The organism is Pseudomonas viridiflava, assembly GCF_003702045.1.
In the GTDB taxonomy this organism is placed as follows: Bacteria; Pseudomonadota; Gammaproteobacteria; order Pseudomonadales; family Pseudomonadaceae; genus Aquipseudomonas; species Aquipseudomonas viridiflava_C.
This window is the reverse complement of sequence record NZ_RBTP01000069.1, coordinates 242021-266235: the sequence shown is the minus strand read 5'-3', so window position 1 is coordinate 266235 and position 24215 is coordinate 242021. Positions and strand designations below refer to the sequence as shown.

Below are 24215 nucleotides of genomic sequence, written 5' to 3'. Positions count from 1 at the left end.
CTGTTGCGTGTCACCGTGTGATACGCAGGCTCTGAGAGAAATTCGCTAAAATCGACGAGCGTGGCTGACAGATTCAAGCGCGAGCAGGTTCAGTCAATCTGACGCGAAGCGCTTGCAAACGAAACCTCGTCTGGCTTACGCCGCGTCTGGAATGCTGCCGGAAAACTCGCGGGCGGCGCTTCAGAAGAAACTCAACCCCACCTGAAACAACCGCTCCACGTCGCGGATGTACTTCTTATCCACAAGGAACATGATCACCTGATCGCCGGATTCGATCACGGTAATGTCATGGGCGATGAGGACTTCTTCGTTGCGGATGATCGCGCCAATCGTCGTGCCGGTCGGCAGGTTGATGTCCTTGATAGCGCGGCCGATGACCTTGCTGGATTTCGAGTCGCCGTGGGCCACGATCTCGATGGCTTCCGCCGCGCCACGGCGCAGGGAGTGGACGCTGACGATGTCGCCGCGTCGTACGTGGGCGAGCAGTGTGCCGATGGTTGCCAATTGCGGGCTGACCGCCACGTCGATCTCGCCGCCCTGCACCAGGTCCACATACGCCGGGTTGTTGATCAGGGTCATGACCTTGCGTGCGCCCAACCGCTTGGCGAGCAGCGACGACATGATATTGGCTTCGTCGTCATTGGTCAGGGCCAGGAACAGGTCGGTGTTGCCGATGTTCTCTTCGATCAGCAGGTCGCGATCCGATGAACTGCCCTGCAGCACGACGGTGTTGTTCAGGTTCTCCGAGAGGTAACGGCAGCGTGCCGGGTTCATCTCGATGATCTTGACCTGATAGCGGCTTTCGATGGCTTCTGCCAGCCGCTCGCCGATGTTGCCGCCACCGGCAATCACGATGCGCTTGTAGCTTTCGTCCAGCCGGCGCATCTCGCCCATCACGGCACGAATATCGGCCTTGGCGGCAACGAAGAACACTTCATCGTCGGCTTCGATCACGGTATCGCCCTGAGGCAGGATGGGGCGGTCACGACGGAAAATCGCGGCGACGCGGGTTTCGACGTTTGGCATGTGCGCTTTGAGCTGGCGCAGTTGCTGACCGACCAGAGGCCCGCCGTAATAAGCCCTGACGGCGACCAGTTGCGCCTTGCCTTCGGCAAAGTCGATGACTTGCAGAGCGCCGGGGTACTCGATCAGGCGCTTGATGTAATTGGTGACAACCTGTTCCGGGCTGATCAGCACGTCCACCGGGATGGCGCTGTTGTCGAACAGCTCCGAGCGCGTCAGGTAAGCCGCTTCACGCACCCGTGCGATCTTGGTCGGCGTGTGGAACAGCGTGTACGCGACCTGACAGGCGATCATGTTGGCTTCATCGCTGCTGGTCACGGCGACCAGCATGTCGGCGTCGTCGGCACCGGCCTGACGCAATACGGCCGGATACGAGCCTTTGCCCTGCACGGTGCGAATGTCCAGCCGGTCGCCCAGGTTGCGCAATCGGTCACCGTCGGTGTCGACCACAGTGATGTCGTTGGCTTCGCCTGCCAAATGCTCGGCCAGCGTACCGCCGACCTGACCTGCACCCAGGATGATGATTTTCAACCGTTCACTCCGTGGAAATGGGTGGTGAGTGATGCCTTAGGCATCTTCAAACCCGTGCTGCTGCGATCTTGATCAGTTTGGCGTAGTAAAAACCATCGTGACCGCCCTGCTGAGCCAGCAACTGACGACCATGCGGCTGCTTGATACCTGCTTCACTGGCGATGTCCAGCTCTCTCGCCCCTGAAGTACGGGCCAGAAAGGCTTCGATCACGTCGGTATTTTCCGTCGGCAGTGTCGAGCAGGTCGCGTAGATCAGCATGCCGCCCACGTCCAGCGTAGGCCACAACGCATCGAGCAGTTCACCTTGCAGCATTGCCAGAGCGATGATGTCGTCCGGCTGACGCGTCAACTTGATGTCCGGATGGCGACGAATCACACCGGTAGCCGAACACGGGGCGTCGAGCAGGATGCGCTGGAAAGGCTTACCGTCCCACCATTGCGCGGTTTCTCGCGCATCGGCAGCGATCAGTTCGGCATCCAGACCCAGACGGTCAAGGTTCTCGCGAACGCGCACCAGACGCTTGGCCTCCAGGTCCACTGCGACCACGCCGCTCAAGTGCGGCTGTACTTCCAGCAGATGGCATGTCTTGCCACCCGGCGCACAGCAGGCGTCCAGCACGCGTTGGTCGGGCGCCAGTTCCAGCAGGTCCGCAGCCAGTTGCGCGGCTTCGTCCTGAACGCTGATCCAGCCTTCGGCAAAACCTGGCAGTGAACGCACATCGCACGGCTCGGCCAGCACGATGCCGTCCTGGCTGTACGTGCAGGCGCTGGCTTCAAGGCCCGCTGTTTTCAACAGCTCAAGGTATTGGTCGCGGCTGTGGTGGCGACGATTGACCCGCAGGATCATCGGCGGATGCGCGTTGTTGGCGGCGCAGATCGCTTCCCACTGCTCAGGCCACGCAGCTTTCAGGGCTTTCTGGAGCCAGCGTGGGTGGGCCGTTCGTACCACCGGGTCGTGTTCCAGTTCAATCAGCAGTGCTTCGCCTTCGCGCTGTGCATTGCGCAGCACAGCATTGAGCAAGCCCTTGGCCCACGGTTTTTTAAGCTTGTCGGCGCAACCCACGGTTTCGCCAATCGCGGCATGGGCAGGCATGCGGCTGTAGAACAGTTGATACAGACCGACCAGCAGCAAGGCTTCGACATCAGCGTCCGCGGCCTTGAACGGCTTTTGCAGCAATTTGGCCGCGAGAGCCGACAAGCGTGGCTGCCAGCGTGCGGTGCCGAACGCCAGGTCCTGAGTCAGACCGCGATCACGCAGCTCGACTTTGTCCAGTTGGGTGGGCAGCGAGCTGTTCAGCGACGCCTTGCCGCTGAGGACAGCAGCCAGCGCCTTCGCGGCAGCCAGACGCGGGTTCATTGACCCAGTACCGTGCCGACCGCGAACTTCTCGCGGCGGCTGTTAAACAGATCGGTGAAGCTCAAGGGTTTGCCTCCCGGCAGTTGCAGGCGGGTCAGGCGCAGGGCGTTCTGGCCGCAGGCAACGATAAGACCGTCCTTGCTGGCGCCGAGAATGGTGCCCGGCGCGCCCTGCCCTTCGGCGAGCTCTGCCGCCAGGACCTTGAGCGCTTCTGCGTTCAACGTGCTGTGGCAGACCGGCCATGGGTTGAACGCCCTCACCAGACGCTCCAGCTCATCGGCCGGACGGGTCCAGTCGATGCGCGCTTCGTCTTTGTTCAGTTTGTGAGCGTAGTTGGCCAGGCTGTCATTCTGTACCTCACCGATCAGCGAACCGTCGGCCAGACCGTCAATGGCCTGCAGCACTGCGGGCGGGCCGAGTTCAGCCAAGCGGTCGTGCAGCGTGCCACCGGTGTCCTGCGCCGTAATCGGCGTCACGGCCTTGAGCAGCATGGGGCCAGTGTCGAGGCCAGCCTCCATGCGCATCACCGTCACGCCACTTTCGGCGTCACCCGCCTGAACGGCGCGCTGAATGGGCGCAGCACCGCGCCAGCGCGGCAGCAGCGAGGCATGGCTGTTGATACAACCCAGGCGCGGGATATCCAGCACCACCTGCGGCAGGATCAGGCCGTAGGCGACCACCACCATCAGGTCCGGCTTGAGAGCGGCCAGTTCTGCCTGTGCTTCGGGGGCGCGCAAGGTGGGGGGCTGCATGACCGGCACATTGTGCTCGAGCGCCAACTGCTTGACCGGGCTGGGCATCAGTTTTTGTCCACGGCCGGCCGGGCGATCAGGCTGGGTGTAGACCGCAACGACTTGATGAGGGCTGTCGAGCAGGGCCTTGAGGTGTTCGGCGGCGAATTCCGGAGTGCCGGCGAAGACGATGCGCAGTGGCTCAGTCATGGACTTCTCGTTCTGAAAAAAGAAAAAGGCCTTCGACAGGCCTTTTGGGGGTGATGACGGATCAGGCGTTGAGCTTGTGCTGCTTTTCCAGCTTCTTCTTGATCCGGTCACGCTTGAGGTTGGAGAGGTAGTCGACGAACAGCTTGCCGTTCAGGTGATCGCATTCGTGCTGAATGCAGATCGCCAATAGGCCTTCAGCCACCAGCTCGTAAGGCTCACCATCACGGCCCAGGGCCTTGACGCGAACTTTTTGCGGACGATCGACGTTCTCGTAGAAGCCGGGCACCGACAGGCAGCCTTCCTGATACTGATCCATTTCATCGGTCAGCATTTCTATTTCAGGGTTGATGAACACGCGCGGCTCGCTGCGATCTTCGCTCAGGTCCATGACGACCACACGTTTGTGGACGTTGACCTGGGTCGCTGCCAGCCCGATGCCAGGCGCTTCGTACATGGTTTCAAACATGTCGTCGACCAACTGGCGAATGCCGTCGTCTACTATCGCCACAGGTTTGGCGATGGTGCGCAGGCGCGAATCGGGAAATTCGAGGATGTTTAAAATAGCCATATACGTAAGAGCTGCACTGTTAAGGTAAAGTCAATGTCGGCTGCGGGCTTGGACGTCAAAGCGGGCAGCCCATGATGGGACTCTATTGTTCACGCGAGGCAACATGATAAAGGGATTCACCGCATGAGGAAATCACTACTCGCCTTGCTGCTGTTGACCGCCAGCGGTCTTGTCCAGGCGCAAGTGCAGCTCAGGGAAGGCCATCCGCAGAGTTACACCGTCGCGACAGGTGACACCCTCTGGGATATTTCCGGCAAGTTTTTGCGTGAACCGTGGAAATGGCGCGAGATCTGGCGCGCCAATCCGCAGGTGCATGATCCCGATCTGATCTACCCGGGCGATACGCTTTCGCTCTCGTATGTCGATGGTCAGCCACGCGTGACGCTCAACCGGGGCGAGTCGCGCGGCACGATCAAATTGTCGCCGCGTGTGCGCAGCACGCCGATGGTCGAGGCCATTCCGAGCATTCCGCTGGGCGCGATCAATGCCTTTCTGATCAGCAACCGTATTATCGACGACGCCGAGCAGTTCCAGCAGGCGCCCTACATCATCGCGGGTAACGCCGAGCGCGTTCTGAGCGGCAGCGGCGACCGAGTGTATGTGCGGGGTTCACTGGACCCGGCCCATTCGGTTTACGGCATTTTCCGGCAGGGCAAGATCTACACCGATCCGGATACCCAGGAAGTGCTGGGCATCAATGCTGACGACATCGGGGGCGGTGAAGTCGTCGCCACCGAAGGCGATGTCTCGACACTGACGCTGCAGCGTTCGACTCAGGAAGTCCGGTTGGGCGACCGTCTGTTTGCCAGTGAAGAACGGCCGATCAATTCGACCTTCATGCCCAGCGCTCCGCAAAAGCCTGTCGAAGGGCTGATTCTGGATGTACCCCGCGGCGTGACCCAGGTCGGTGTCATGGACGTGGTTACGCTTAACAAAGGGCTGCGCGACGGGTTGACCGAGGGCAATGTGCTGGCGATCTACAAAACGGGTGAGACCGTGCGCGACCGCGTGACGGGCGAGCAGGTGAAGATCCCGGATGAGCGTTCGGGTTTGCTGATGGTTTTTCGCACCTACGACAAGCTTAGTTACGCCTTGGTCCTGCACGCCAACCGATCTTTGGCCATTATGGACAAGGTCCGTAACCCATAGCGCCATGTTGCAGTTTTGATACGGATTTTCACGGAGGGGCGCTCACTTATCAAATTGTTGTCAACAGAGTTATCCACAGGTTTGTGCACCACCTCAGGTGCATAATTGATCAAGGACGATCGCATGCCGCTGTTCGAAAAAACCGTTCCGTCGCCTTCGGAACTGGAAGCCCGTCTTCGCTTGCATCGCTTGCCAGAGGTCGGGCTGAAACGCTTCTCCCGACTGATTGATGCCTTTGGCTGCGCTTCAGCTGCACTCACAGCACCGGCCAGTGCCTGGCGGGCGTTGGGGCTTCCGGCGGCCAGCGCCGAAGCTCGCCGCGACCCTTCGGTACGTGACGGGGCTAGCGCTGCATTGGCCTGGTTAGAGCGTCCGGGCCAGCATTTACTGATGTGGGACGACCCTGGCTACCCTGCTCTGCTGGCGCAGATTGCCGATCCGCCGCCACTGTTGTTCATTGCAGGTGACCCCTCGATTCTCGAGCGCCCTCAACTTGGAATGGTCGGCAGCCGCCGCGCATCCAGGCCTGGACTTGACACTGCGACGGCCTTTGCCAGAAGCCTGGCCGGTGCCGGTTTTGTGATCACCAGCGGTCTGGCACGCGGTATTGACGGCGCTGCACATCAGGGCGCACTGGATGTCGGAGGCCTTACAATCGGCGTCTTGGGTACGGGACTTCAAAAACTTTATCCACAGCAGCATCGGACACTGGCAGCGCAGATGGCTGCCCAGGGCGGCGCGGTGATTTCCGAGTTCCCCCTCGATGCCGGACCGCAGCCCGGCAACTTCCCCAGACGCAATCGAATCATCAGCGGTTTGTCGCTGGGTGTGCTGGTCGTGGAGGCCAGCGTTGCCAGTGGTTCTCTGATTACCGCACGGCTGGCGGCCGAACATGGGCGTGAGGTGTATGCGATACCCGGTTCGATCCATCACCCGGCTGCCAAGGGTTGCCATCAACTGATCCGCGACGGCGCCACGCTGGTGGAAACGGTCGATCACATCCTGGAAGGCTTGCAGCACTGGCACATGACCGTACCCGATACGCCCGCACCCGACGCTGCCCCAGCCTGCGGTCATCCGTTGCTCGCCCTGCTGCATGCCGCCCCTCACACCAGCGAGGGCCTGGCGGTTTCCAGCGGCTGGCCTCTGCCCAAGGTGCTGGCAGCCCTCACCGAGCTTGAGCTCGACGGGCGGATAAGCAGTGAAGCGGGACGATGGTTCGCCAGAGCGCCCTGAGGTTAAACTGCCTGCCAGGATTTTGTGGAGAGATAACAATGGTCAGCAGTTGGCGTGTGCAACAAGCCGCTCGTGATATTCGAGCCGGAGCGGTCATCGCCTACCCGACCGAAGCCGTCTGGGGGCTGGGGTGCGACCCGTGGGATGAAGAGGCGGTCTATCGCCTGCTGGCAATCAAGTCGCGGCCTGTGGAAAAAGGCCTGATTCTGATCGCCGACAACATTCGCCAGTTCGACTTTCTGTTCGAGGACTTTCCCGAGCTGTGGCTGGACCGCATGGCCAGTACCTGGCCCGGTCCCAATACCTGGCTGGTGCCGCATCAGAACCTGTTGCCGGAGTGGATCACCGGTATCCACGAGACCGTTGCCTTGCGCGTTACCGATCATCCGACAGTCCGTGAGCTGTGCGCCTTGGTCGGCCCGTTGATCTCGACGTCTGCCAACCCTGCGGGGCGTCCTGCTGCCAAGTCGAGGCTTCGGGTCGAGCAGTATTTCCGGGGCCAGATCGATCTGGTGCTTGGCGGCAGCCTGGGCGGCCGCCGAAACCCCAGCGTGATTCGCGATATCGCGACAGCGCAGGTCGTTCGCGCCGGCTGATCCCGGCGAGAACGACAGCGCACATTACGGGATCAGAATCGTTGATCCCATGGTGCGACGGTCCGACAGCTCGATGTGCGCATGGGCCGCATCGGCGAGCGCGTACTGCTTGATCTCGCCGACCTTCAGTTTGCCGCTGGCGAGCATATCGAACAATTCGTCCGCCATTGTCTGCAGGCTTTGCGCATTGTTGGCGTAAGTGCCCAGTGTCGGGCGGGTCACGTAAAGCGAGCCCTTTTGCGACAGGATGCCCAGGTTCACGCCAGAGACAGGGCCTGACGCATTGCCGAAGCTCACCATCAAGCCGCGGGGGGCCACGCAATCCAGCGAGGTCAGCCAGGTATCCTTGCCTACACCGTCGTAGACCACCGGGCACTTCTTGCCTTCGGTCAGCTCAAGCACGCGCTCGGCAACGTTTTCATGGCTGTAATCGATGGTTTCCCAAGCACCCAGGGCCTTGGCGTGAGCGGCTTTCTCGGGCGTGCTGACGGTGCCGATCAGTTTTGCGCCCAATGCCTTGGCCCACTGGCATGCCAGCGAACCTACGCCGCCTGCGGCTGCATGGAACAGAATGATTTCGCCCGGTTTGACCTGATAGGTCTGGCGCAGCAGGTACTGAACAGTCAGCCCCTTGAGCATCACGGCGGCCGCCTGCTCGAAGCTGACCGAGTCTGACAGCTTCACCAGATTTCCCTCTGGCAAGGCATGCACATCGCTGTAACTGCCCAGCGGGCCTGTGGCGTAGGCAACCCGATCACCCACGGCAAAACGCGTCACTTCATCCCCTACCGCCTCGACCACGCCCGCGCCTTCGGTACCCAGACCGGAGGGCGACTCGGGTGCCGGGTACAGACCGCTGCGGAAATAGGTGTCGATAAAATTCAGGCCGATGGCCTTGTTGCGCACAAGCACCTCTTGCGAGCCGAGCGCTTCGGGCTCGAAGTCGACGTATTCAAGTACTTCGGGTCCTCCGACAGCCTTGAACTGGATACGCTTTGCCATGTGTTCTCTCCATGATGATTAAGCAGATTGCGAAAGGGTCTATCCAACTCCTTCCCCCGACCCTCGTCAACTGCCACGCCCGCTTGCCAATGGTATGCTACGCGCCAATTTGTCTGCGCCGCTTGCCTGGCGCGGGCTCAGCCGTTTGAAGTCAGCCGTAAGGGATCGCCATGAGTACCCGTACCGAGGCCGTGAAGGCTTACCTGCTCGACCTGCAGGATCGCATCTGTACCGCGCTTGAGCAGGAAGATGGCAACGCGCACTTCGTCGAAGACGCCTGGACCCGTCCGGCGGGCGGCGGTGGTCGTACGCGTGTGATCGAGAATGGCGCGGTCATCGAGAAAGGCGGCGTGAATTTCTCCCACGTCTTCGGCAGCAACCTGCCGCCTTCGGCGAGCGCACATCGTCCGGAACTGGCCGGGCGTGGTTTCGAGGCGTTGGGCGTGTCACTGGTCATTCATCCGCACAACCCGCATGTGCCGACGTCCCACGCCAATGTGCGGTTTTTCATCGCCGAGAAAGAAGGCGAAGAGGCAGTCTGGTGGTTCGGCGGCGGTTTCGACCTGACGCCCTACTATGGCGTTGAGGAAGACTGCGTGCATTGGCACCGTGTCGCCGAGCGGGCCTGTGCGCCGTTTGGCGAGGACGTCTACCCGCGCTATAAGGCCTGGTGCGACAGTTACTTCCACCTCAAGCATCGCGACGAGCCTCGCGGGATTGGCGGCCTGTTCTTTGACGATGTGAACCAGTGGGACTTCGACACCAGCTTTGCCTTTATCCGGGCGATTGGCGACGCGTTCATCAACGCTTACCTGCCCATCGTGCGTCGCCGCAAAGCCAATGCCTACACCGTGCAGCAGCGTGAATTTCAGGAATTCCGCCGTGGGCGCTATGTGGAATTCAACCTGGTGTATGACCGCGGTACGCTGTTTGGCTTGCAGTCGGGTGGCCGTACTGAATCGATCCTGATGTCGCTACCGCCGCAAGTGCGCTGGGGCTACGACTGGAAAGCCGCGCCGGGCAGCGAAGAGGCTCGCCTGACCGAATACTTTCTGACCGATCGGGACTGGCTGGCTGAGGCGTGATTGATCGGTGCATTGGCTGAAGTGCCGCATTCGCGGACAAGTCCGCTCCCACGATGGCCGAAGTGTGCCGCACGACGGCGTTACGTCGAAGACGTGGTGAGGCCTCCCACGTGAGATAGCGTTTTTTCAGCGGGCTTAACGTCGTTTGCACCATCGCGCGCCGCTCGCGCAGCCATACATCAACAGGAATCCCAATGGACCAGTACGTCGTCTTCGGTAACCCCATCGGCCACAGCAAGTCGCCGATGATTCACCGTCTGTTTGCCGAGCAGACCGGGCAGACGCTGGATTATCAGGCGTCGCTGGCACCGCTGGACGATTTCACTGCATTCGCCCAAGCGTTTTTTCAGCAAGGACGTGGTGCCAACGTTACCGTGCCGTTCAAGGAGGAAGCCTTTCGCCTCGCCGACAGCCTGACCGAGCGCGCCCAACGCGCCGGCGCGGTCAACACCTTGAGCAAGCAGGACGATGGCTCGGTATTGGGCGACAACACCGACGGTGCCGGGCTGGTGCGTGATCTGACCGTCAATTGCGGCGTCGGTCTGCGAGGTCAACGCGTGCTGCTGCTGGGTGCGGGCGGGGCTGTTCGTGGTGCGCTGGAGCCCTTGCTGGCGCAACAGCCGCTGGCGCTGGTCATCGCCAATCGCACGGTGGAAAAAGCCGAAAAGCTGGCTCAGGAATTTGCCGACCTCGGCCCGGTGTTTGCCAGCAGTTACGACTGGCTTCAAGAGTCAGTGGACGTGATCATCAATGCCACCTCTGCCAGTCTGGCCGGCGAACTGCCGCCGATCTCCCCCAGCCTGATCGCGCCGGGCAAGACCTTCTGCTACGACATGATGTACGGCAAGGCGCCTACTGCGTTTTGTCGCTGGGCTATCGAGCATGGCGCTGCGCAATCGGTCGATGGTCTTGGAATGCTCGTCGAACAGGCCGCCGAAGCCTTTCTGCTGTGGCGCGGCGTACGCCCTGACTCAGCGCCGGTGCTGGCCGAACTGCGCAGGCAATTGGCAGGCTGAGGCACATCATGATCGTTCCCTATACACAAGCCGACGTGAGCTTATGGCACAGGCACGATTTCGGCGGTGGGAGCGAGCTTGTCCGCGGAAGCGGGTACATCCGACGAAGATGCAGCGTCTGAAACGCAGTATTCGCGGACAAGTCCGCTCCCACTTTTGGCTGCCCTGCGCGGTAATGCCTCTCGGGACGCTACGCGTCCGCTTCTGATCGACCTCAATCCTCAAAGACAATCGGGCATTTATCGGCCCCTTCCAGCTTGTGCAACTCTTCAATCACTTGCGGCCGCGCATGACGAAGTACCAGCGCCCTGCCCTGTCTGGCCAGACGGTGGGCTTCCTGATGCAGCATTTCAACGCCTGAGTAATCGATAAAGTTGATTTGCTGCGCCTCGATCACCACTCGCTCGCCTTGTGTACGTTGCAGGCGGGTTTGCAGATAGTGACTGGCACCGAAGAAGATCGAACCGCCGACGCGCAGGATGTCCTCGTCGCCTTCTCGCAGTTGCTGCACACGGGGCTGCGACGTGCGTTTGAGGTAGAAGAATAGCGAAGCCAGCACGCCCGCATAAATGGCGGTCTGCAGCTCGAGCAGCAGCGTGGCCAGGCAGGTCAGCGCCATCACGAAGAACTCCGAGCGGCTGACCCGAAACAGCGCAGCGATGCCCCGCCGGTCCACCAGCCCCCAGCAGATCAACAGAATCGACGCCGCCATGCTCGGGATCGGGATGTGGGAAATCACCGAGGCTCCGGTTACCGCGAACAGCCCGACCCATAACCCCGAAAAGACCCCGGCCAGCGGCGAACGCGCCCCGGCTTCGTAATTAAGTGCCGCACGCGTAAACGAGCCCGCCGACATATAGCCTGAGAAAAGCGGCCCGATCATATTCGACAGGCCCTGTGCCCGAACCTCCTGGTTGGCGTTGAGCATCTGCTGCGAGCGCGTCGACAGCGAGCGGGCTATCGACAGACTGTTGACCAGTCCGAGCATGCCGACTGCTACGGCCGTGGGCAGCAGCTTGAGAATGAGCTCGGCATCCAGCGGCAGGGGAGCGAAAGGAGGAAGGTTCCCTGCGAACGCGCTGACCAGCCTGACGTGACCGAACATGGCAGGCCACAACCAGACCAGCAAGCTGCTCGACACCAGCGCGATCAAGAGGGTGGGCCAGCGCGGCACCCACGATTTCAGGACGATGCCCACCAGCAGCGTCATCACGCCCAGCGCGAGGGAAAGCATGTCAACTTCGCCCCGGTGTTCCAGCAGTGCGGTGAGACTGTCGAGGGCCGTGGTCTGGCTGGGCAGGTCGATGCCCATCAGGTTAGGCATCTGCCCCAGCGCAATGACAATGGCTGCGCCGAACGTGAAGCCGATTACAACGGAATGCGAGACGAAGTTCACCAGCGCGCCGAAACGCACCATGCCCAGCAGTAACTGGAACACCCCGGCGATGAAGCTCAGCAGCAGGATCAGCGTGATGTAATCCTGACTTGCCGGAATCGCAAGCGGACTGACGCTGGCATACAACACGATGGAAATGGCCGCTGTCGGGCCGCAGATCAAATGCCAGGAAGAGCCCCACAGACAAGCGATGATCACCGGGACGATGGCGGCGTAAAGACCGTATTCTGGAGGCAGCCCGGCGATCAGCGCGTAGGCGATGGATTGCGGCAGGGCCAGAATGGCACCACTCAACCCCACCAGCGCGTCACGCCCGACGCTGGCGCGAGTTTGCTGAGGCAGCCAGGCGAGAAATGGCAGGAATTTATGGCGGTTGAGCCAGCGCATCGGTCCCTCGTGATGGTTGGGTTGCAGCCAGGATCCGGACCCGGTGGTGTCCATGCTCTGTGCAGTTGTTCTCTCAATTGTGCCTGAATAAACGCAGGCGTTAACGTGGGAGGCCTCACCACGTCTTCGACGTAGCGCTGTCACGCAGCAAACTCCGTGGGAGCGGACTTGTCCGCGAATGCAGTATTTCAGCCACTGCATCTGCGTCGGATCTACCGTCCGTTTAGCGGACAAGTCCGCTCCTACGTCTCTAAACCGTGGACAGGTCGCAGCTACTCCAACCTAATTCATCACATAACACTTGGAGGTCGCGACGTTCTGGTCCGAGCCTGTTCCCGCGCCCTTAAGCATGCAGATAACGTAGTGTTTCTTGTTGAGCACCGTTACCACAGGGCCGTCTTGCGCGACGTATGAAGACACCACTTTCGCGCCGTCGTTAAGCATTTTTTCCAGGGATACGTCAGTTGCTTCCAGTTTGGTCGGGACTTCCAGTGCGTTGCCAGGCACCTTGGCCCCTGTTTCCGGCGGCCAGCCCGCCGCCGACGCAAATGGTGTACTTAGAATCAGGGCCAGCGGCAGCGACGTCAGTAATGTTTTCACAGGGCTTCTCCCATTCGACAGGTAGGGCTGCACGGTTCATGAACGTGCAGCGACGACCGTGTTTAACACGTGTCGCCGCGTGCAGAACAAACGTGATGAAAACTTAATCCGGCCCTACCTGCCTCGCAGTGCTGTGCAAAAAACGGGCTTAAAGTTTGGCTTTTACCGCTGCTACGGCCTCTTTATCGTCAATGGTTTTCACGCCATCCAGCCATTTTTCCAGCACCGCCGGGTTGGCCTTGATCCACGCCTTGGCGGCTTCGTTGTTGCTGATTTTTTTGTTCACCACATCGGCCATGATGGTGTTTTCCATGTCCAGGGTGAAGCTCAGGTTCGTCAGCAGTTTGCCTACGTTCGGGCAGGCCTCGGCGTAGCCTTTGCGGGTCAAGGTAAAGACCGAACCGGTGTCGCCAAAATACTTCTCGCCGCCTTTGAGGTAATGCATGCCCTTGATCTGCACGTTCATGGGGTGCGGAGTCCAGCCCAGGAACACCACGAACGACTTGCGTTTCACGTTGCGATTGACCTCGGCCAGCATCGCCTGCTCGCTGGATTCCACCAGCTTCCAGCCACCCAGATCGAACTCGTTCTTCTTGATGATTTCCTGAAGCGACAGGTTGGCCGGCGCGCCGGAGCCGATGCCGTAAATCTTCTTGCTGAACTTGTCGGCGAATGTGTTCAGGTCGGCAAAGGTATGTACGCCTGCGTCCCAGACGTAGTCGGGCACGGCCAGGGTGAACTCGGTGCCTTCCAGGTTTTTTGCCAGCTGGGTGACATCGCCGGTGGCCACGAACTTGTCATAGAAGCCTTGTTGCGCGGGCATCCAGTTCCCCAGAAAAACGTCCATCTGCCCGTCTTTCAGGCCACCATAGGCAATCGGCACCGCTAGGGTGTCGATTTTGGTCTTGTAGCCCAGGCCGTCGAGCACCACGCTGGTTATCGCGTTCGTGGCGGCAATGTCGCTCCAGCCCGGATCGGCCATCCTGACGGTGCTGCAACTGGGGTCTGCGGCCTGAACGGCAGCGCTTCCCAACGTCATGACACTGACCGCCAGTGCGGTGAATAACGTTCTCATTCGGTTTACCCCTTTTGGTTTTCTTGGTGTGGGCAGTGTCAGGGTTGTGGATAACGTGCCTTGCGCTCCAGATCGTCCAGATCAATGTGGTTGCGCATGTATTGCTGACTGGCGTCGACCAGTGGCTGGTGATCCCAACTCTTCAGCTTGCCGGTTGCCAGCGATTTGGCGACGAAACGTCGTCTGCGCTGGCTGGCGAGCACCTGGTGGTGTATCGCCGGTATGTCCCACTTGGCCCGTGCTTCGGCCAAAAAGTTAGTGAACAGCGGTTGATAGTCGGGTGACTGGCTCAGGTCCTCCAGCTCGTTCGGATCCTTCTCCACATCGAATAACAGGCAAGGGTCCTGTTCCGAATAGATGAATTTGTAGGCACCGCGACGGATCATCATCAGCGGGCTGGTTGTGCCCTCGGCCATGTACTCGCCAAAGACTTCGTCGTGTCCGTTCTTGCCTTCCAGATGCGGCTTCAGGGAGCGACCATCCAGCGGCAACCCCTTGTCCAGTGTGCCATTGGCCAGGTCGACGAAGGTCGGCAACAGGTCAGCGGTAGACACTGAGGCCTTCACGCGGCGTGGCTCGAATTGGCCTGGCGAGTACACCACCAACGGCACGCGCGCGGCCATTTCGAACCAGTGCATTTTGTACCAGAGGCCCTTCTCACCCAGCATGTCGCCGTGATCACCGGAGAACACCACGATGGTGTCTTCGGCCAGCCCGACTTCAGACAGCGTCTGCATCAGTTTGCCGATGTTCGTGTCGATGTAGCTGCAGGCCCCGAAGTAGGCGCGTCGTGCGTCACGGATCTTATGCGTCGGCAGCGGTTTGTCCCACAGATCATAGACCTTGAGTAGCCGTTGCGAGTGCGGGTCCAGTGCAGCCTGATCGGCGTGTAAAGGTGGCATCGGTACCTCGACGTCGTCGTACAGGTCCCAGAAAGGTCTGGGAATGGTGTACGGGTCGTGGGGATGCGTCATCGAAACCGTCAGGCAGAACGGCGCATTACCGTCCTGGCGCACGTGGTCGTACAGGTACTGCTGCGCCTTGAAGACGACTTCTTCATCGAAGTCCAACTGGTTGGTGCGCACACAGGGACCGGCCTGCAGCACTGACGACATGTTGTGATACCAGCTCGGGCGCACGTCCGGTTCGTCCCAGTTCACGGACCAGCCATAGTCTGCCGGGTAGATGTCGCTGGTGAGGCGTTCCTCGTAGCCATGCAACTGATCCGGGCCACAGAAGTGCATCTTGCCGGCCAGCGCCGTTTTGTAGCCCAGCGCACGCAGGTAATGGGCGTAGGTCGGAATATCCGCCGGAAAGTCGGCAGCGTTGTCGTACGCGCCTATCTTGCTGGGCAATTGGCCGCTGACCAGAGTGAACCTTGAGGGCGCGCAGAGCGGGCTGTTGCAATACGCCGAATCGAACACCACGCCTTGGGCGGCCATTCGGGACAGGTTGGGCATCAGGATGGGGGACGGGGCATAAATCGGTAACATTGGCGCGGCCATTTGATCGGCCATGATGAACAGAATATTTTTGCGCTTCATGTAATCGTTGCATCCCATAGTGAGCAGTTATGCGAAAGTGCTGCAAGGAGCATGAAGGCCATAGTTACTGAGGTAAAGCCCATATAACGCAATGCCTAGGATAAGTTGAGCTTATGTATGAAGCTTTTGGCGACCTGTCGCTGGACCTGTTGCGCTCGTTCGAGGCAGCTGCCCGCCTGCGCAGTTTCACGGCTGCGGCGATTGAACTGGGCACCACGCAACCTGCGGTCAGTCAGCAGATGAAACGGCTGGAGGAGCAACTGGCGACACGGCTGTTCGACCGGATCTACCGAGGAATCGAGCTCACCGACGCTGGCGAGGTTCTGTTCGATCATGTTCAGACAGGCCTGCAGTCCATCGAAAGCGGGCTGGTTGCGATCACCGATCACCGTCAGCATGAAGTGCTTCAGGTGGCGACCGATTTTGCCTTCGCCTCCTACTGGTTGATGCCCAGATTGCACCGCTTTCACAAGGTCAATCCGGACGTGGACGTCAGCCTCGTCACCAGCGAGCGCAGCCACGGCATGCTGCGCCCGGACATCGATGTGGCGGTGCTGTTTGGCGACGGACGTTTCAAGCAGGGTGAGAGCCATTGGCTGTTCAGTGAAGAAGTGTTTCCCGTGTGCAGCCCGCAGTTGCTCACGGGGCGAGAACGGCCATTGCCCAACGATGCCCTGCGCGATTTTGCGCTGCTGCACCTGCGTGGTGAAGCCAGTAACCACTGGTTCGACTGGGGCGGCGTGTTTCGGGCGCTGAATATCCCTCAGTCGCCCACGCCCGGGCAGCTGCGTTTCGACAATTACACGTTGCTCATCCAGGCCGCCATTGGCGGTCAGGGCGTTGCCATTGGCTGGCGGCATCTGGTCGACGACCTGCTTGAGCAAGGGCTGCTGTGCCGGCCAATCGCAGCGTCGGCGATCTCGGGATACGGTTATTACGTGGTGCTGCCACAGCGTAAACGCCGCGTGCAGATCGTTCAGCAGTTCATGGACTGGCTGGCCAGCGAGCAGGCGCTGAGTGGGGTTTCGCTGGCCGGCAGGCCGTTGCCGTCGATTGCGGTTTGATTATTTTTTCAGGTTAAGGAGGACGTGTTCATGTCGGCAGTTCAGGCGTACCACGCCCACGTTTACTTCGATGCGCAGACGCTCGAGCAGGCGCGTGCGCTGTGTGAAGCGATAGCCGAAAGGTTCGGCGCGCAGATGGGGCGTGTGCATCAGAAGCTCGTCGGCCCGCACCCGGACTGGAGCTGCCAATTGGCGTTCGAGCATGCGCAATTGGCCGACGTCATGCGATGGCTGGCGTTGAATCGCAACGGGCTGGTGGTTTTTACGCACCCACTGACGGGTAACGATCTGCGTGATCACACCGAGCACGCCATCTGGATGGGGGCAGTGCGGCCTCTGGACCTGAGTATTTTCAGCGACTGACAGGCCTCGCGCTGTACGTCTTGTCACGATGCTATGTCGAACGACAGGCAAAAACAGCGGTGTAACATAGCCTCCGCCTAAATGTGACCGTACGGTCCGTTAAGGCGCATTTGCTCAGGAATTGATCATGCAGGTGCCTGAGTATCAGGTATTGGTGGTCGCTGCAGCCTGCGTGTGTGGGTTTGCGCTGAATCTTGAAAGACGTAAAAGAGGATCATGACCAATGCCGCACGCAATCATCGAAGGCAAGGCGCTTCACTATTCTGATCAGGGTACGGGCCCGGTGCTGCTGTTGGGCCACAGCTACCTGTGGGACCGGAACATGTGGAACGCGCAGATTGACCTCCTGGCCAGTCAGTACCGTGTGATTGTGCCGGACCTGTGGGGGCATGGAGCGTCCGGTGCGCTCCCGAAGGGCACACAAAACCTGGATGACCTTGCACGCCATGCGCTGGCGTTGCTTGATCACCTGAACATTGGTCGCTGCACCCTCATCGGTTTATCAGTCGGCGGTATGTGGGGCGCGATCGCTGCGCTTTCTGCACCTGAGCGCATCAACGGTCTGGTGCTGATGGACACGCACCTAGGCAAGGAATCTGAAGCCAAGAGGGCCTACTATTTTTCACTGCTCGACACGTTGGAGCATACCGGTGCCTTTCCCGAGTCTCTTCTTGACGTCGTGGTGCCGATATTTTTCCGCCCCGGCATTGATCCGCAACTACCTGAATACCAAGGGCTTCGGGCATCGCTGGCCAGTATGAGCGCAGAGCGACTGCGTCAGACCGTGGTGCCTTTGGGTCGTATCATCTTTGGCCGCGAAGATCGGCTCGGGCAGCTTTACAAACTGGATGCCGATACCACGCTGGTCGTGTGTGGCGATGTGGACATTCCCCGTCCCCCTGAGGAAGCCCGAGAAATGGCGCGCCTGATCGGCTGCCCCTGCGTGCTGGTTCCAAGGGCCGGGCATATCGCCAATCTGGAAAACCCGGAGTTTGTATCGGGTGCCCTGATGGCGTTTCTGGCGGGATTGCATCAGAAAACTGCGTAGCGTGTTTTTCCACGTCGGAATGCATCCCCAGCGTGGGATGCGGACTTGTCCGCGAAGGCTTTGTTTAAAGCGCTGCACCTGGACCGGAGGTACTGCCCTCTTCGTGGACAAGTCCACTCCCACTTAGCGTTCTCATCGTGGGATGTTGACTTGCCCATGAAGGCGTCGAATCAGTTCAGCACGCCATCCAGAATCGCGTAAACAATCCCCGAACCCACGGCGATCAGGACCACGTCGGTGCCCAGGCGACGCCATTCATAGCCGTCGTAATGCGGCAGGTATTGCAGGGAGCGGTTGTCCAGACGCTTGCCGTAGCCAGGCGGCAGCGGTCTGCCTTTGGCGATGCGAATACCGGGTGGCAATGGCTCGCCGCGACCAATGAGGTCGCGGTGTTGCTGGAACGTCTCGCGCACGGGGCCGAAGTCCTGTGGCGGGCCGCGACGATTATCCTGGTGAGCTGGCCCCGGGCCTTTGCCATTGCTTCGGTTGCCGGGGCCGTCGTTGTCGCGAGGGCCTTGTTGGTGACCGCCACGGTTGTCATCCGGGCCATTGCCGCGCTGATCGGGTGGCGCAGCCTGAAGCAGCGGACTGGCACTGATCATCAAGATACCCAGACCGGTAATAAAGCGGTTTGGCAGTTTCATAGGGTGCTCCTCAGCTCCACGCGTTACAGCAAAAAGGGGTTCATGACCTGGTCATGAACCCCTAGTGTCTTATTGCATGATAGAACCGCTGCTGGCGCTTTGATTCCTCTGTATCGGAATCTTTACCCTTGGCTGACGCGGGCGTTACGTACGCCTTCGGCCAGCGCAGCGCACAGGGTCAATACACCATCGACTGCATGCTCCGGCGACTCGGCATTTGCGATCTTGTCTACCAATGCCGAACCCACCACTACGCCATCGGCCAGACGCGCAATGGCGGCGGCCTGTTCAGGCGTACGGATACCAAAACCAACGCTGATCGGCAGATCGGTGTGGCGACGCAGACGCGCAATGGCCTCTGTGACGTGTTCAGTGGTGGCCGACCCGGCACCGGTCACACCTGCGACTGACACGTAGTAAACGAAGCCGGAGCTGCGTTCCAGCACACGCGGCAGGCGCGCATCGTCGGTGGTTGGCGTGGTCAGGCGGATGAAATCGATACCCGAAGCCTGTGCAGGCGTTGCCAGTTCGGCGTCGTGCTCTGGCGGCAGGTCGACAATGATCAGACCATCGACGCCCGCTTCCTTGGCCTGCGCTACAAAGGCCTCGACACCAAAGCGGTGGATGGGGTTGTAGTAACCCATCAGCACGATCGGCGTGGTCTGGTCGTCGACACGAAACTCGCGAACCATCTGCAGGGTTTTCGGTAGGGTCTGACCTGCATCCAAGGCACGCAACGTCGCCAACTGAATAGCCACACCATCGGCCATCGGATCGGTGAACGGCATGCCCAGCTCAATCACATCGGCACCGGCAGCTGGAAGACCCTTGAGGACTTTCAGCGACGTGTCATAGCCAGGGTCGCCAGCGGTAACGAAGGTGACCAGCGCTGCACGACCTTCGGTCTTCAGTTGGGCGAAGCGTTGTTCGAGGCGGCTCATACCAGCGTCTCCTGAGTCTTTTCAGCGGCTGCCATGTGGTTCATGACGGTCTGCATGTCTTTGTCGCCGCGCCCGGACAGGCACACCACCATCAAGTGATCGTCGCGCAGGTTGGTGGCGCGCTTCATGGCCTCAGCCAGTGCGTGCGCCGTTTCCAGCGCCGGGATGATGCCTTCGAGCAGGCAGCACTGATGGAAAGCGTCCAGCGCTTCCTCGTCGGTGATGCTGACGTATTCGACACGCTTCACTTCATGCAGGAAGGCGTGTTCCGGGCCGATGCCAGGGTAGTCCAGGCCTGCCGAGATCGAGTGGGCGTCAGTGATCTGCCCGTCCTTGTCTTGCAGCAGATAAGTGCGGTTGCCGTGCAGCACGCCCGGTACACCGCCGTTGAGGCTGGCGGCGTGCTTGTCAGTCTCGACACCATGTCCGCCTGCCTCCACGCCGATAATCTCTACGCTGGCGTCATCCAGAAACGGATGGAACAGACCCATCGCGTTGGAGCCGCCGCCTACGCATGCGACCAGGCTGTCCGGCAGACGCCCTTCTTTTTCCAGCATCTGTTCTTTGGTTTCCTTGCCAATGATGGCCTGAAAATCGCGAACCATTGCCGGATACGGGTGCGGGCCTGCCACGGTGCCGATCAGGTAGAACGTGTCTTCAACATTGGTGACCCAGTCACGCAGCGCCTCGTTCATGGCGTCTTTCAGGGTGCCGGTACCGGAAGTGACCGGGACGATTTCTGCGCCCAGCAGCCGCATACGGAACACGTTGGCCTGCTGACGCTCGATGTCGGTGGCGCCCATGTAAATCACGCAAGGCAGACCAAAACGTGCGGCGACGGTTGCTGTGGCAACGCCGTGCATCCCAGCACCGGTTTCAGCGATCAGGCGCTTTTTGCCCATGCGCTTGGCCAGTAACACCTGGCCGATGCAGTTGTTGATTTTGTGCGCGCCGGTGTGGTTCAGCTCTTCGCGTTTGAAGTAGATCTTCGCGCCGCCGCAGAACTCGGTCAGGCGCTCGGCGAAATACAGCGGGTTCGGACGGCCCACGTAGTCGCGCTGGAAGTAGGCCATCTCTTCAATGAAGGACGGATCGGCCTTGGCGGCTTCGTATTCGCGGCTGAGGTCGAGTACCAGCGGCATCAGGGTTTCAGCCACGTATCGGCCACCGAATGAGCCGAAAAGGCCATTGGCGTCGGGGCCGTTGCGCAAATTGGTCTGGGTCATGAAGTGCTCCAGTGGGTAGATCGAACGAATGAGGTGAGCCGGTCTGGCAATGAGTCCACTTTAACCAGCGCACGCTCGGATGAAAACCGATAAGATCGCTGCAACCTGTCAGGAAAACTCACAGATCATGAGTCGCGATCTTCCACCGTTGAACGCGCTGCGCGCCTTTGAAAGCACCGCCCGACTGGGCAGCGTCAGTCAGGCCGCCGAACAGCTACATGTCACACATGGTGCCGTCAGCCGTCAGTTGAAGCTGCTTGAAGAACATCTGGGCGTGAGCCTGTTCAGCAAAGAAGGGCGCGGCCTGAAACTCACAGATGCAGGCATTCGACTGCGTGATGCCAGTGGCGAAGCTTTCGATCGACTGCGCAGTGTGTGCGCTCAGATCAGCCAGGTCAGCGCTGACGCACCCTTTGTGCTGGGGTGTTCCGGGAGCTTGCTGGCGCGATGGTTCATCCCTCGGTTGAGCCGCTTGAATGCGGAGCTGCCGGATCTCCGGTTGCATCTGTCGGCAGGCGAAGGCGATCTGGACCCACGCAGGCCCGGTCTGGATGCGCTGCTGGTGTTTGCCGAACCGCCTTGGCCTGCGGACATGCAGGTGTTCGAGCTGGCCAGCGAGCGAATCGGCCCGGTGCTCAGCCCGCGCTTTGCGCGTTTCGACAGCCTGCGGGATGCGCCAGCCAAGGCATTGCTGGGTGAATCGCTGTTGCAAACCACGTCACGGCCCCAGGCGTGGCCAAGTTGGGCGCAGCACAATGGGATCGACCCGCAGTCATTGCGTTTCGGGCAGGGTTTCGAGCATTTGTATTATTTGCTGGAAGCGGCCGTGGCAGGCCTTGGAATCGCCATTGCGCCCGAGCCTCTCGTGGTCGATGACCTTAAGGCCGGACGCCTGGTTGCGCCGTGGGGTTTCAGCGAAACCCCGGCGCAACTGGCGTTATGGGTACCCAGACGTGTGGCCGATGGCCGGGCGCAGCAGTTGGCTCAATGGTTGAAGAATGAGCTGCTGAGCGCTGGAGACCCGATCAAAATCTGATCAGTTGCCGCGCTTGCACAGCAGGTAGGCTGCCAGCAGGCCGATGGCACCGACTGCAACGCCAGCGGTAGTCCAAGGGTGCTCTTGAGCGTAGTCACGGGTGGCCAGCGCGTTTTCACGGGTTTTCTCTTTGACGTCTTCGTAGACATCGCTGAGCAGGCTGCGCGAATGGCTCAGGGCACTTTCGGCGTTGGCCTTGAGGTTTTTCAGTGTTTTGCGCGACTCGTCGGTAGCGTCGGCTTTCAGCCCTTCAAGCGACTTCAAGAGGCTCTCAATCTCCGCTTCCATACTCTGCAACGAGGCCTTGCGAAGTGAATTACTAGCCATGGTGTTTCTCCTGCAATGATGAGTGGGCGTGTTGATTCCGACTGCGGGCTTTTTGGAAAGTGCGATGCCATTTTGCAAAGTCTGAACTTTTACCCGCTTTTTCCTGACAGAAGTCAGGAGCGTTGGTTTTAACGACGCGTTCACAGACCTTCAGGAGAACTGCCATGAGTGATCATCACACGTACAAGAAAGTCGAAATCGTTGGCTCGTCTACTACCACCGTTGAAGACGCGATCCAGAATGCGCTGGCCGAAGCGAGCAAGAGCATCAAGAACCTTGAGTGGTTCGAAGTGACTGAAACCCGTGGTCACATCGTGGACAACAACAAGGTTGGCCACTATCAGGTCACCTTGAAAGTGGGTTTTCGCATCGAACGCAGCTGATCATCGCTGAACCTTTCGGCTGGCCGATTGCCATAACCTGCGCTACACACTGACATGAGCCATCATGGCTCACCTGTGGGCGTAGGGATGTTTAATGGGCGCCTGTTCCGATGGCGTCTGCATTTGGCCGGACGAGAGGGGATACCCATGAAGAAGATTTTGTTGGCAGTAGGTTTGTTGAGCATCGCAGGCACCGCCCTGGCGGCTGGCAAGCCATGTGAAGAACTGAAAAGTGAAATCGACGCCAAGCTTCAGGCCAAGGGTGTTTCGTCCTACACGCTTGAAGTGGTCGAGAAAGGCAGTGCTGCTGATCAGCAAGTGGTTGGCACTTGCGAAGGCGGCGCCAAGGAAATCGTTTACAAGCGCGGTTGATAGTCAGGCCGGCTCGATGTAAATCCAGCCCGTTGCTCGACCCCGTGTACACGCTGAAAAAACAAGCCCGCTGCACCCGCTGAATACTGATTCAACGGGTGCAGCGGGCTTGTTCGTTTCTAGGCAGAAGCCGCTTAGCCGTGTGCGACCTGCGCCAGGATTTCGTAGGAGCGCAGACGGTCTTCGTGCTCGTACATGTCGCAGGTAAAGATCAGTTCGTCGGCATCGGTCTGCTCCAGCAATACATCAAGCTTGGCGCGGATCTTGTCCGGCCCGCCGACCATCGCCAGCCCCAGAAAGCTCGCCACCGCTTCGCGCTCGTGAGGCAGCCACAGGCCATCCATCGACTCCACCGGAGGGCGCTGCATCAGGCTGTGCCCGCGCATCAGCGCCAGAATACGCTGGTACACCGACGTCGCCAGGTATTCGGCTTTCTCGTCCGTCTCTGCGGCCGACAGCGGCACGCCCAGCATCACATAAGGCTTATCGAGCACCGCCGAGGGCTGAAAGTGATTGCGATAGACGCGAATCGCTTCGTGCATATAACGCGGCGCGAAGTGCGAGGCGAAGGCGTAAGGCAACCCGCGCATGCCTGCCAACTGCGCGCTGAATAAACTCGAACCCAGCAGCCAGATTGGCACGTTGGTGCCCGAACCCGGTACGGCGATCACTTTTTGATCGGCTGTGCGCGGACCCAGGTACTCCATCAGCTCGGTCACATCATCCGGGAAGTCGTCCGCACTGCCCGAGCGTTCGCGGCGCAGCGCGCGGGCGGTCATCTGATCGGACCCTGGCGCACGGCCGAGGCCCAGATCGATCCGGTCCGGGTACAGGCTTGCCAGCGTGCCGAACTGCTCGGCCACTACCAGCGGCGCGTGGTTGGGCAGCATGATGCCGCCTGCGCCTACGCGGATGGTCGACGTGCCGCCCGCCAGATACGCCAGCAGCACGGACGTCGCTGAACTGGCGATGCCATCCATGTTGTGGTGTTCGGCGACCCAGAACCGGTTGTAGCCCAGTTTTTCAACGTGTTGAGCCAGATTCAGCGAGTTGCGCAGGGAATCGGCGGGGCCTTTATCGTGGCGCACGGGCACCAGATCAAGGGTAGAAATCTTTACATCTGCCAGACGTTTCATAGGCCAGGGTAGCTCCTCGAATTTTGATGGGCCGGCTCAAGGAGCTGCCCACGATGAAACAACAGTGCGGGCGCAAGCCTGGTGTTTCAATAGAAGGACCGGAAAAAACCTACTTAAACACTAGGTCTTTCGTCGGGTTGAACTTTCCACGCCCGTCTATCCTCAGAAT

General features: G+C 60.1%; 25 protein-coding genes. 11 read left to right on the top strand and 14 right to left on the bottom strand.

Translation table 11 applies throughout. The features are described 5' to 3' along the window. Positions 1 to 180 precede the first annotated feature (180 nt). The 4 genes from trkA to def all read right to left on the bottom strand — a co-directional run bounded on the left by trkA (position 181) and on the right by def (position 4420). Positions 181 to 1554, bottom strand: coding sequence for a Trk system potassium transporter TrkA (gene trkA / locus ALP40_RS21980; protein ID WP_122210268.1), 1374 nt, complete (start codon positions 1552 to 1554; stop codon positions 181 to 183). A gap of 46 nt (positions 1555 to 1600) precedes the next feature. Continuing rightward, the gene (gene rsmB / locus ALP40_RS21975; RefSeq protein ID WP_122210267.1) at positions 1601 to 2911 is read right to left on the bottom strand and encodes a 16S rRNA (cytosine(967)-C(5))-methyltransferase RsmB; all 1311 of its coding nucleotides are present in this window, start codon (positions 2909 to 2911) and stop codon (positions 1601 to 1603) included. Then, positions 2908 to 3852, bottom strand: coding sequence for a methionyl-tRNA formyltransferase (fmt, locus tag ALP40_RS21970; protein WP_122210266.1), 945 nt, complete (start codon positions 3850 to 3852; stop codon positions 2908 to 2910). The genes rsmB and fmt overlap by 4 nt, the downstream gene beginning before the upstream one ends. A 61-nt stretch (positions 3853 to 3913) precedes the next feature. Further along, positions 3914 to 4420: a peptide deformylase gene (def, locus tag ALP40_RS21965; RefSeq protein ID WP_004882476.1), complete on the bottom strand. Its 507-nt coding sequence runs from the start codon at positions 4418 to 4420 to the stop codon at positions 3914 to 3916. 123 nt (positions 4421 to 4543) lie between these two features. Between def and ALP40_RS21960 the strand changes: the two genes are divergently transcribed. From ALP40_RS21960 to ALP40_RS21950, 3 genes are all read left to right on the top strand, one after another. Beyond that, positions 4544 to 5569 (top strand): LysM peptidoglycan-binding domain-containing protein, encoded by a 1026-nt coding sequence (locus ALP40_RS21960; RefSeq protein ID WP_122210265.1) that lies wholly within the window; start codon positions 4544 to 4546, stop codon positions 5567 to 5569. 123 nt (positions 5570 to 5692) lie between these two features. Continuing rightward, positions 5693 to 6805: a DNA-processing protein DprA gene (dprA, locus tag ALP40_RS21955; RefSeq protein WP_122210264.1), complete on the top strand. Its 1113-nt coding sequence runs from the start codon at positions 5693 to 5695 to the stop codon at positions 6803 to 6805. Positions 6806 to 6843: 38 nt separating this feature from the next. After that, positions 6844 to 7401, top strand: a complete 558-nt coding sequence (locus ALP40_RS21950; protein WP_004882479.1) for an L-threonylcarbamoyladenylate synthase — start codon at positions 6844 to 6846, stop codon at positions 7399 to 7401. A gap of 24 nt (positions 7402 to 7425) precedes the next feature. Here ALP40_RS21950 and ALP40_RS21945 read toward each other — a convergent pair whose 3' ends face one another. Continuing rightward, positions 7426 to 8403 (bottom strand): NADPH:quinone reductase, encoded by a 978-nt coding sequence (locus ALP40_RS21945; RefSeq protein ID WP_122210263.1) that lies wholly within the window; start codon positions 8401 to 8403, stop codon positions 7426 to 7428. A gap of 170 nt (positions 8404 to 8573) precedes the next feature. On the opposite strand from ALP40_RS21945, the gene hemF reads away from it, so the two are divergent. Then, positions 8574 to 9488 (top strand): oxygen-dependent coproporphyrinogen oxidase, encoded by a 915-nt coding sequence (gene hemF / locus ALP40_RS21940; RefSeq protein ID WP_122210262.1) that lies wholly within the window; start codon positions 8574 to 8576, stop codon positions 9486 to 9488. Positions 9489 to 9682: 194 nt separating this feature from the next. Next, entirely contained in the window at positions 9683 to 10504 is an 822-nt protein-coding gene (gene aroE / locus ALP40_RS21935; RefSeq protein ID WP_122210261.1) for a shikimate dehydrogenase, read from the top strand. Between the two features lie 214 nt (positions 10505 to 10718). Here the strand turns inward: aroE and ALP40_RS21930 are convergent, their stop codons facing one another. The 4 genes from ALP40_RS21930 to betC form a co-directional block, all read right to left on the bottom strand. After that, the gene (locus ALP40_RS21930) at positions 10719 to 12287 is read right to left on the bottom strand and encodes a SulP family inorganic anion transporter (RefSeq protein ID WP_122210260.1); all 1569 of its coding nucleotides are present in this window, start codon (positions 12285 to 12287) and stop codon (positions 10719 to 10721) included. Positions 12288 to 12569: 282 nt separating this feature from the next. Next, positions 12570 to 12887 (bottom strand): hypothetical protein, encoded by a 318-nt coding sequence (locus tag ALP40_RS21925; RefSeq protein ID WP_122210259.1) that lies wholly within the window; start codon positions 12885 to 12887, stop codon positions 12570 to 12572. A 148-nt stretch (positions 12888 to 13035) separates the two neighbouring features. Next, positions 13036 to 13962: a choline ABC transporter substrate-binding protein gene (locus tag ALP40_RS21920; RefSeq protein WP_122210258.1), complete on the bottom strand. Its 927-nt coding sequence runs from the start codon at positions 13960 to 13962 to the stop codon at positions 13036 to 13038. 38 nt (positions 13963 to 14000) lie between these two features. Further along, positions 14001 to 15506: a choline-sulfatase gene (betC, locus tag ALP40_RS21915; RefSeq protein WP_122210257.1), complete on the bottom strand. Its 1506-nt coding sequence runs from the start codon at positions 15504 to 15506 to the stop codon at positions 14001 to 14003. Positions 15507 to 15619: 113 nt separating this feature from the next. Between betC and ALP40_RS21910 the strand changes: the two genes are divergently transcribed. The 3 genes from ALP40_RS21910 (at position 15620) to ALP40_RS21900 (ending at position 17981) form a co-directional block, all read left to right on the top strand. Then, on the top strand, positions 15620 to 16570 hold the full coding sequence (locus ALP40_RS21910) for a choline sulfate utilization transcriptional regulator (protein ID WP_122210256.1): 951 nt from the start codon (positions 15620 to 15622) through the stop codon (positions 16568 to 16570). 30 nt (positions 16571 to 16600) lie between these two features. Next, positions 16601 to 16933 (top strand): DOPA 4,5-dioxygenase family protein, encoded by a 333-nt coding sequence (locus ALP40_RS21905; RefSeq protein ID WP_122210255.1) that lies wholly within the window; start codon positions 16601 to 16603, stop codon positions 16931 to 16933. A 223-nt stretch (positions 16934 to 17156) separates the two neighbouring features. Then, on the top strand, positions 17157 to 17981 hold the full coding sequence (locus ALP40_RS21900) for an alpha/beta fold hydrolase (RefSeq protein WP_122210254.1): 825 nt from the start codon (positions 17157 to 17159) through the stop codon (positions 17979 to 17981). Between the two features lie 170 nt (positions 17982 to 18151). On the opposite strand, the gene ALP40_RS21895 is transcribed toward ALP40_RS21900, so the two are convergent. The 3 genes from ALP40_RS21895 to trpB all read right to left on the bottom strand — a co-directional run bounded on the left by ALP40_RS21895 (position 18152) and on the right by trpB (position 20792). Beyond that, complete coding sequence (locus tag ALP40_RS21895; protein WP_122210253.1) at positions 18152 to 18625, bottom strand: anti-virulence regulator CigR family protein; 474 nt, start codon at positions 18623 to 18625, stop codon at positions 18152 to 18154. A gap of 122 nt (positions 18626 to 18747) precedes the next feature. Continuing rightward, positions 18748 to 19566, bottom strand: a complete 819-nt coding sequence (trpA, locus tag ALP40_RS21890; protein WP_122210252.1) for a tryptophan synthase subunit alpha — start codon at positions 19564 to 19566, stop codon at positions 18748 to 18750. Continuing rightward, entirely contained in the window at positions 19563 to 20792 is a 1230-nt protein-coding gene (gene trpB, locus ALP40_RS21885; protein WP_122210251.1) for a tryptophan synthase subunit beta, read from the bottom strand. Before trpB ends, trpA begins: the two co-directional genes overlap by 4 nt. A 79-nt stretch (positions 20793 to 20871) precedes the next feature. Between trpB and ALP40_RS21880 the strand changes: the two genes are divergently transcribed. Further along, positions 20872 to 21828 (top strand): LysR family transcriptional regulator, encoded by a 957-nt coding sequence (locus ALP40_RS21880; RefSeq protein WP_122210250.1) that lies wholly within the window; start codon positions 20872 to 20874, stop codon positions 21826 to 21828. On the opposite strand, the gene ALP40_RS21875 is transcribed toward ALP40_RS21880, so the two are convergent. Beyond that, positions 21829 to 22155, bottom strand: a complete 327-nt coding sequence (locus ALP40_RS21875) for a YqjD family protein (RefSeq protein WP_122210249.1) — start codon at positions 22153 to 22155, stop codon at positions 21829 to 21831. Positions 22156 to 22319: 164 nt separating this feature from the next. Between ALP40_RS21875 and ALP40_RS21870 the strand changes: the two genes are divergently transcribed. Then, complete coding sequence (locus ALP40_RS21870) at positions 22320 to 22538, top strand: dodecin (RefSeq protein ID WP_004882494.1); 219 nt, start codon at positions 22320 to 22322, stop codon at positions 22536 to 22538. A 147-nt stretch (positions 22539 to 22685) separates the two neighbouring features. After that, the gene (locus tag ALP40_RS21865; protein WP_122210248.1) at positions 22686 to 22910 is read left to right on the top strand and encodes a DUF1161 domain-containing protein; all 225 of its coding nucleotides are present in this window, start codon (positions 22686 to 22688) and stop codon (positions 22908 to 22910) included. A gap of 134 nt (positions 22911 to 23044) precedes the next feature. On the opposite strand, the gene ALP40_RS21860 is transcribed toward ALP40_RS21865, so the two are convergent. Next, positions 23045 to 24046, bottom strand: a complete 1002-nt coding sequence (locus tag ALP40_RS21860; protein ID WP_122210247.1) for an LLM class flavin-dependent oxidoreductase — start codon at positions 24044 to 24046, stop codon at positions 23045 to 23047. Positions 24047 to 24215 lie beyond the last annotated feature (169 nt).

What these genes read in the sequence shown, in the direction of transcription:
- rsmB (WP_122210267.1), bottom strand. Translation starts at nt 2,911, where the DNA reads ATGAACCCGCGTCTGGCTGCCGCGAAGGCGCTGGCTGCTGTCCTCAGC.
- fmt (WP_122210266.1), bottom strand. Translation starts at nt 3,852, where the DNA reads ATGACTGAGCCACTGCGCATCGTCTTCGCCGGCACTCCGGAATTCGCC.
- def (WP_004882476.1), bottom strand. Translation starts at nt 4,420, where the DNA reads ATGGCTATTTTAAACATCCTCGAATTTCCCGATTCGCGCCTGCGCACC.
- ALP40_RS21960 (WP_122210265.1), top strand. Translation starts at nt 4,544, where the DNA reads ATGAGGAAATCACTACTCGCCTTGCTGCTGTTGACCGCCAGCGGTCTT.
- dprA (WP_122210264.1), top strand. Translation starts at nt 5,693, where the DNA reads ATGCCGCTGTTCGAAAAAACCGTTCCGTCGCCTTCGGAACTGGAAGCC.
- ALP40_RS21950 (WP_004882479.1), top strand. Translation starts at nt 6,844, where the DNA reads ATGGTCAGCAGTTGGCGTGTGCAACAAGCCGCTCGTGATATTCGAGCC.
- ALP40_RS21945 (WP_122210263.1), bottom strand. Translation starts at nt 8,403, where the DNA reads ATGGCAAAGCGTATCCAGTTCAAGGCTGTCGGAGGACCCGAAGTACTT.
- hemF (WP_122210262.1), top strand. Translation starts at nt 8,574, where the DNA reads ATGAGTACCCGTACCGAGGCCGTGAAGGCTTACCTGCTCGACCTGCAG.
- aroE (WP_122210261.1), top strand. Translation starts at nt 9,683, where the DNA reads ATGGACCAGTACGTCGTCTTCGGTAACCCCATCGGCCACAGCAAGTCG.
- ALP40_RS21930 (WP_122210260.1), bottom strand. Translation starts at nt 12,287, where the DNA reads ATGCGCTGGCTCAACCGCCATAAATTCCTGCCATTTCTCGCCTGGCTG.
- ALP40_RS21920 (WP_122210258.1), bottom strand. Translation starts at nt 13,962, where the DNA reads ATGAGAACGTTATTCACCGCACTGGCGGTCAGTGTCATGACGTTGGGA.
- betC (WP_122210257.1), bottom strand. Translation starts at nt 15,506, where the DNA reads ATGAAGCGCAAAAATATTCTGTTCATCATGGCCGATCAAATGGCCGCG.
- ALP40_RS21910 (WP_122210256.1), top strand. Translation starts at nt 15,620, where the DNA reads ATGTATGAAGCTTTTGGCGACCTGTCGCTGGACCTGTTGCGCTCGTTC.
- ALP40_RS21905 (WP_122210255.1), top strand. Translation starts at nt 16,601, where the DNA reads ATGTCGGCAGTTCAGGCGTACCACGCCCACGTTTACTTCGATGCGCAG.
- ALP40_RS21900 (WP_122210254.1), top strand. Translation starts at nt 17,157, where the DNA reads ATGCCGCACGCAATCATCGAAGGCAAGGCGCTTCACTATTCTGATCAG.
- ALP40_RS21895 (WP_122210253.1), bottom strand. Translation starts at nt 18,625, where the DNA reads ATGAAACTGCCAAACCGCTTTATTACCGGTCTGGGTATCTTGATGATC.
- trpA (WP_122210252.1), bottom strand. Translation starts at nt 19,566, where the DNA reads ATGAGCCGCCTCGAACAACGCTTCGCCCAACTGAAGACCGAAGGTCGT.
- trpB (WP_122210251.1), bottom strand. Translation starts at nt 20,792, where the DNA reads ATGACCCAGACCAATTTGCGCAACGGCCCCGACGCCAATGGCCTTTTC.
- ALP40_RS21880 (WP_122210250.1), top strand. Translation starts at nt 20,872, where the DNA reads ATGAAAACCGATAAGATCGCTGCAACCTGTCAGGAAAACTCACAGATC.
- ALP40_RS21875 (WP_122210249.1), bottom strand. Translation starts at nt 22,155, where the DNA reads ATGGCTAGTAATTCACTTCGCAAGGCCTCGTTGCAGAGTATGGAAGCG.
- ALP40_RS21870 (WP_004882494.1), top strand. Translation starts at nt 22,320, where the DNA reads ATGAGTGATCATCACACGTACAAGAAAGTCGAAATCGTTGGCTCGTCT.
- ALP40_RS21865 (WP_122210248.1), top strand. Translation starts at nt 22,686, where the DNA reads ATGAAGAAGATTTTGTTGGCAGTAGGTTTGTTGAGCATCGCAGGCACC.
- ALP40_RS21860 (WP_122210247.1), bottom strand. Translation starts at nt 24,046, where the DNA reads ATGAAACGTCTGGCAGATGTAAAGATTTCTACCCTTGATCTGGTGCCC.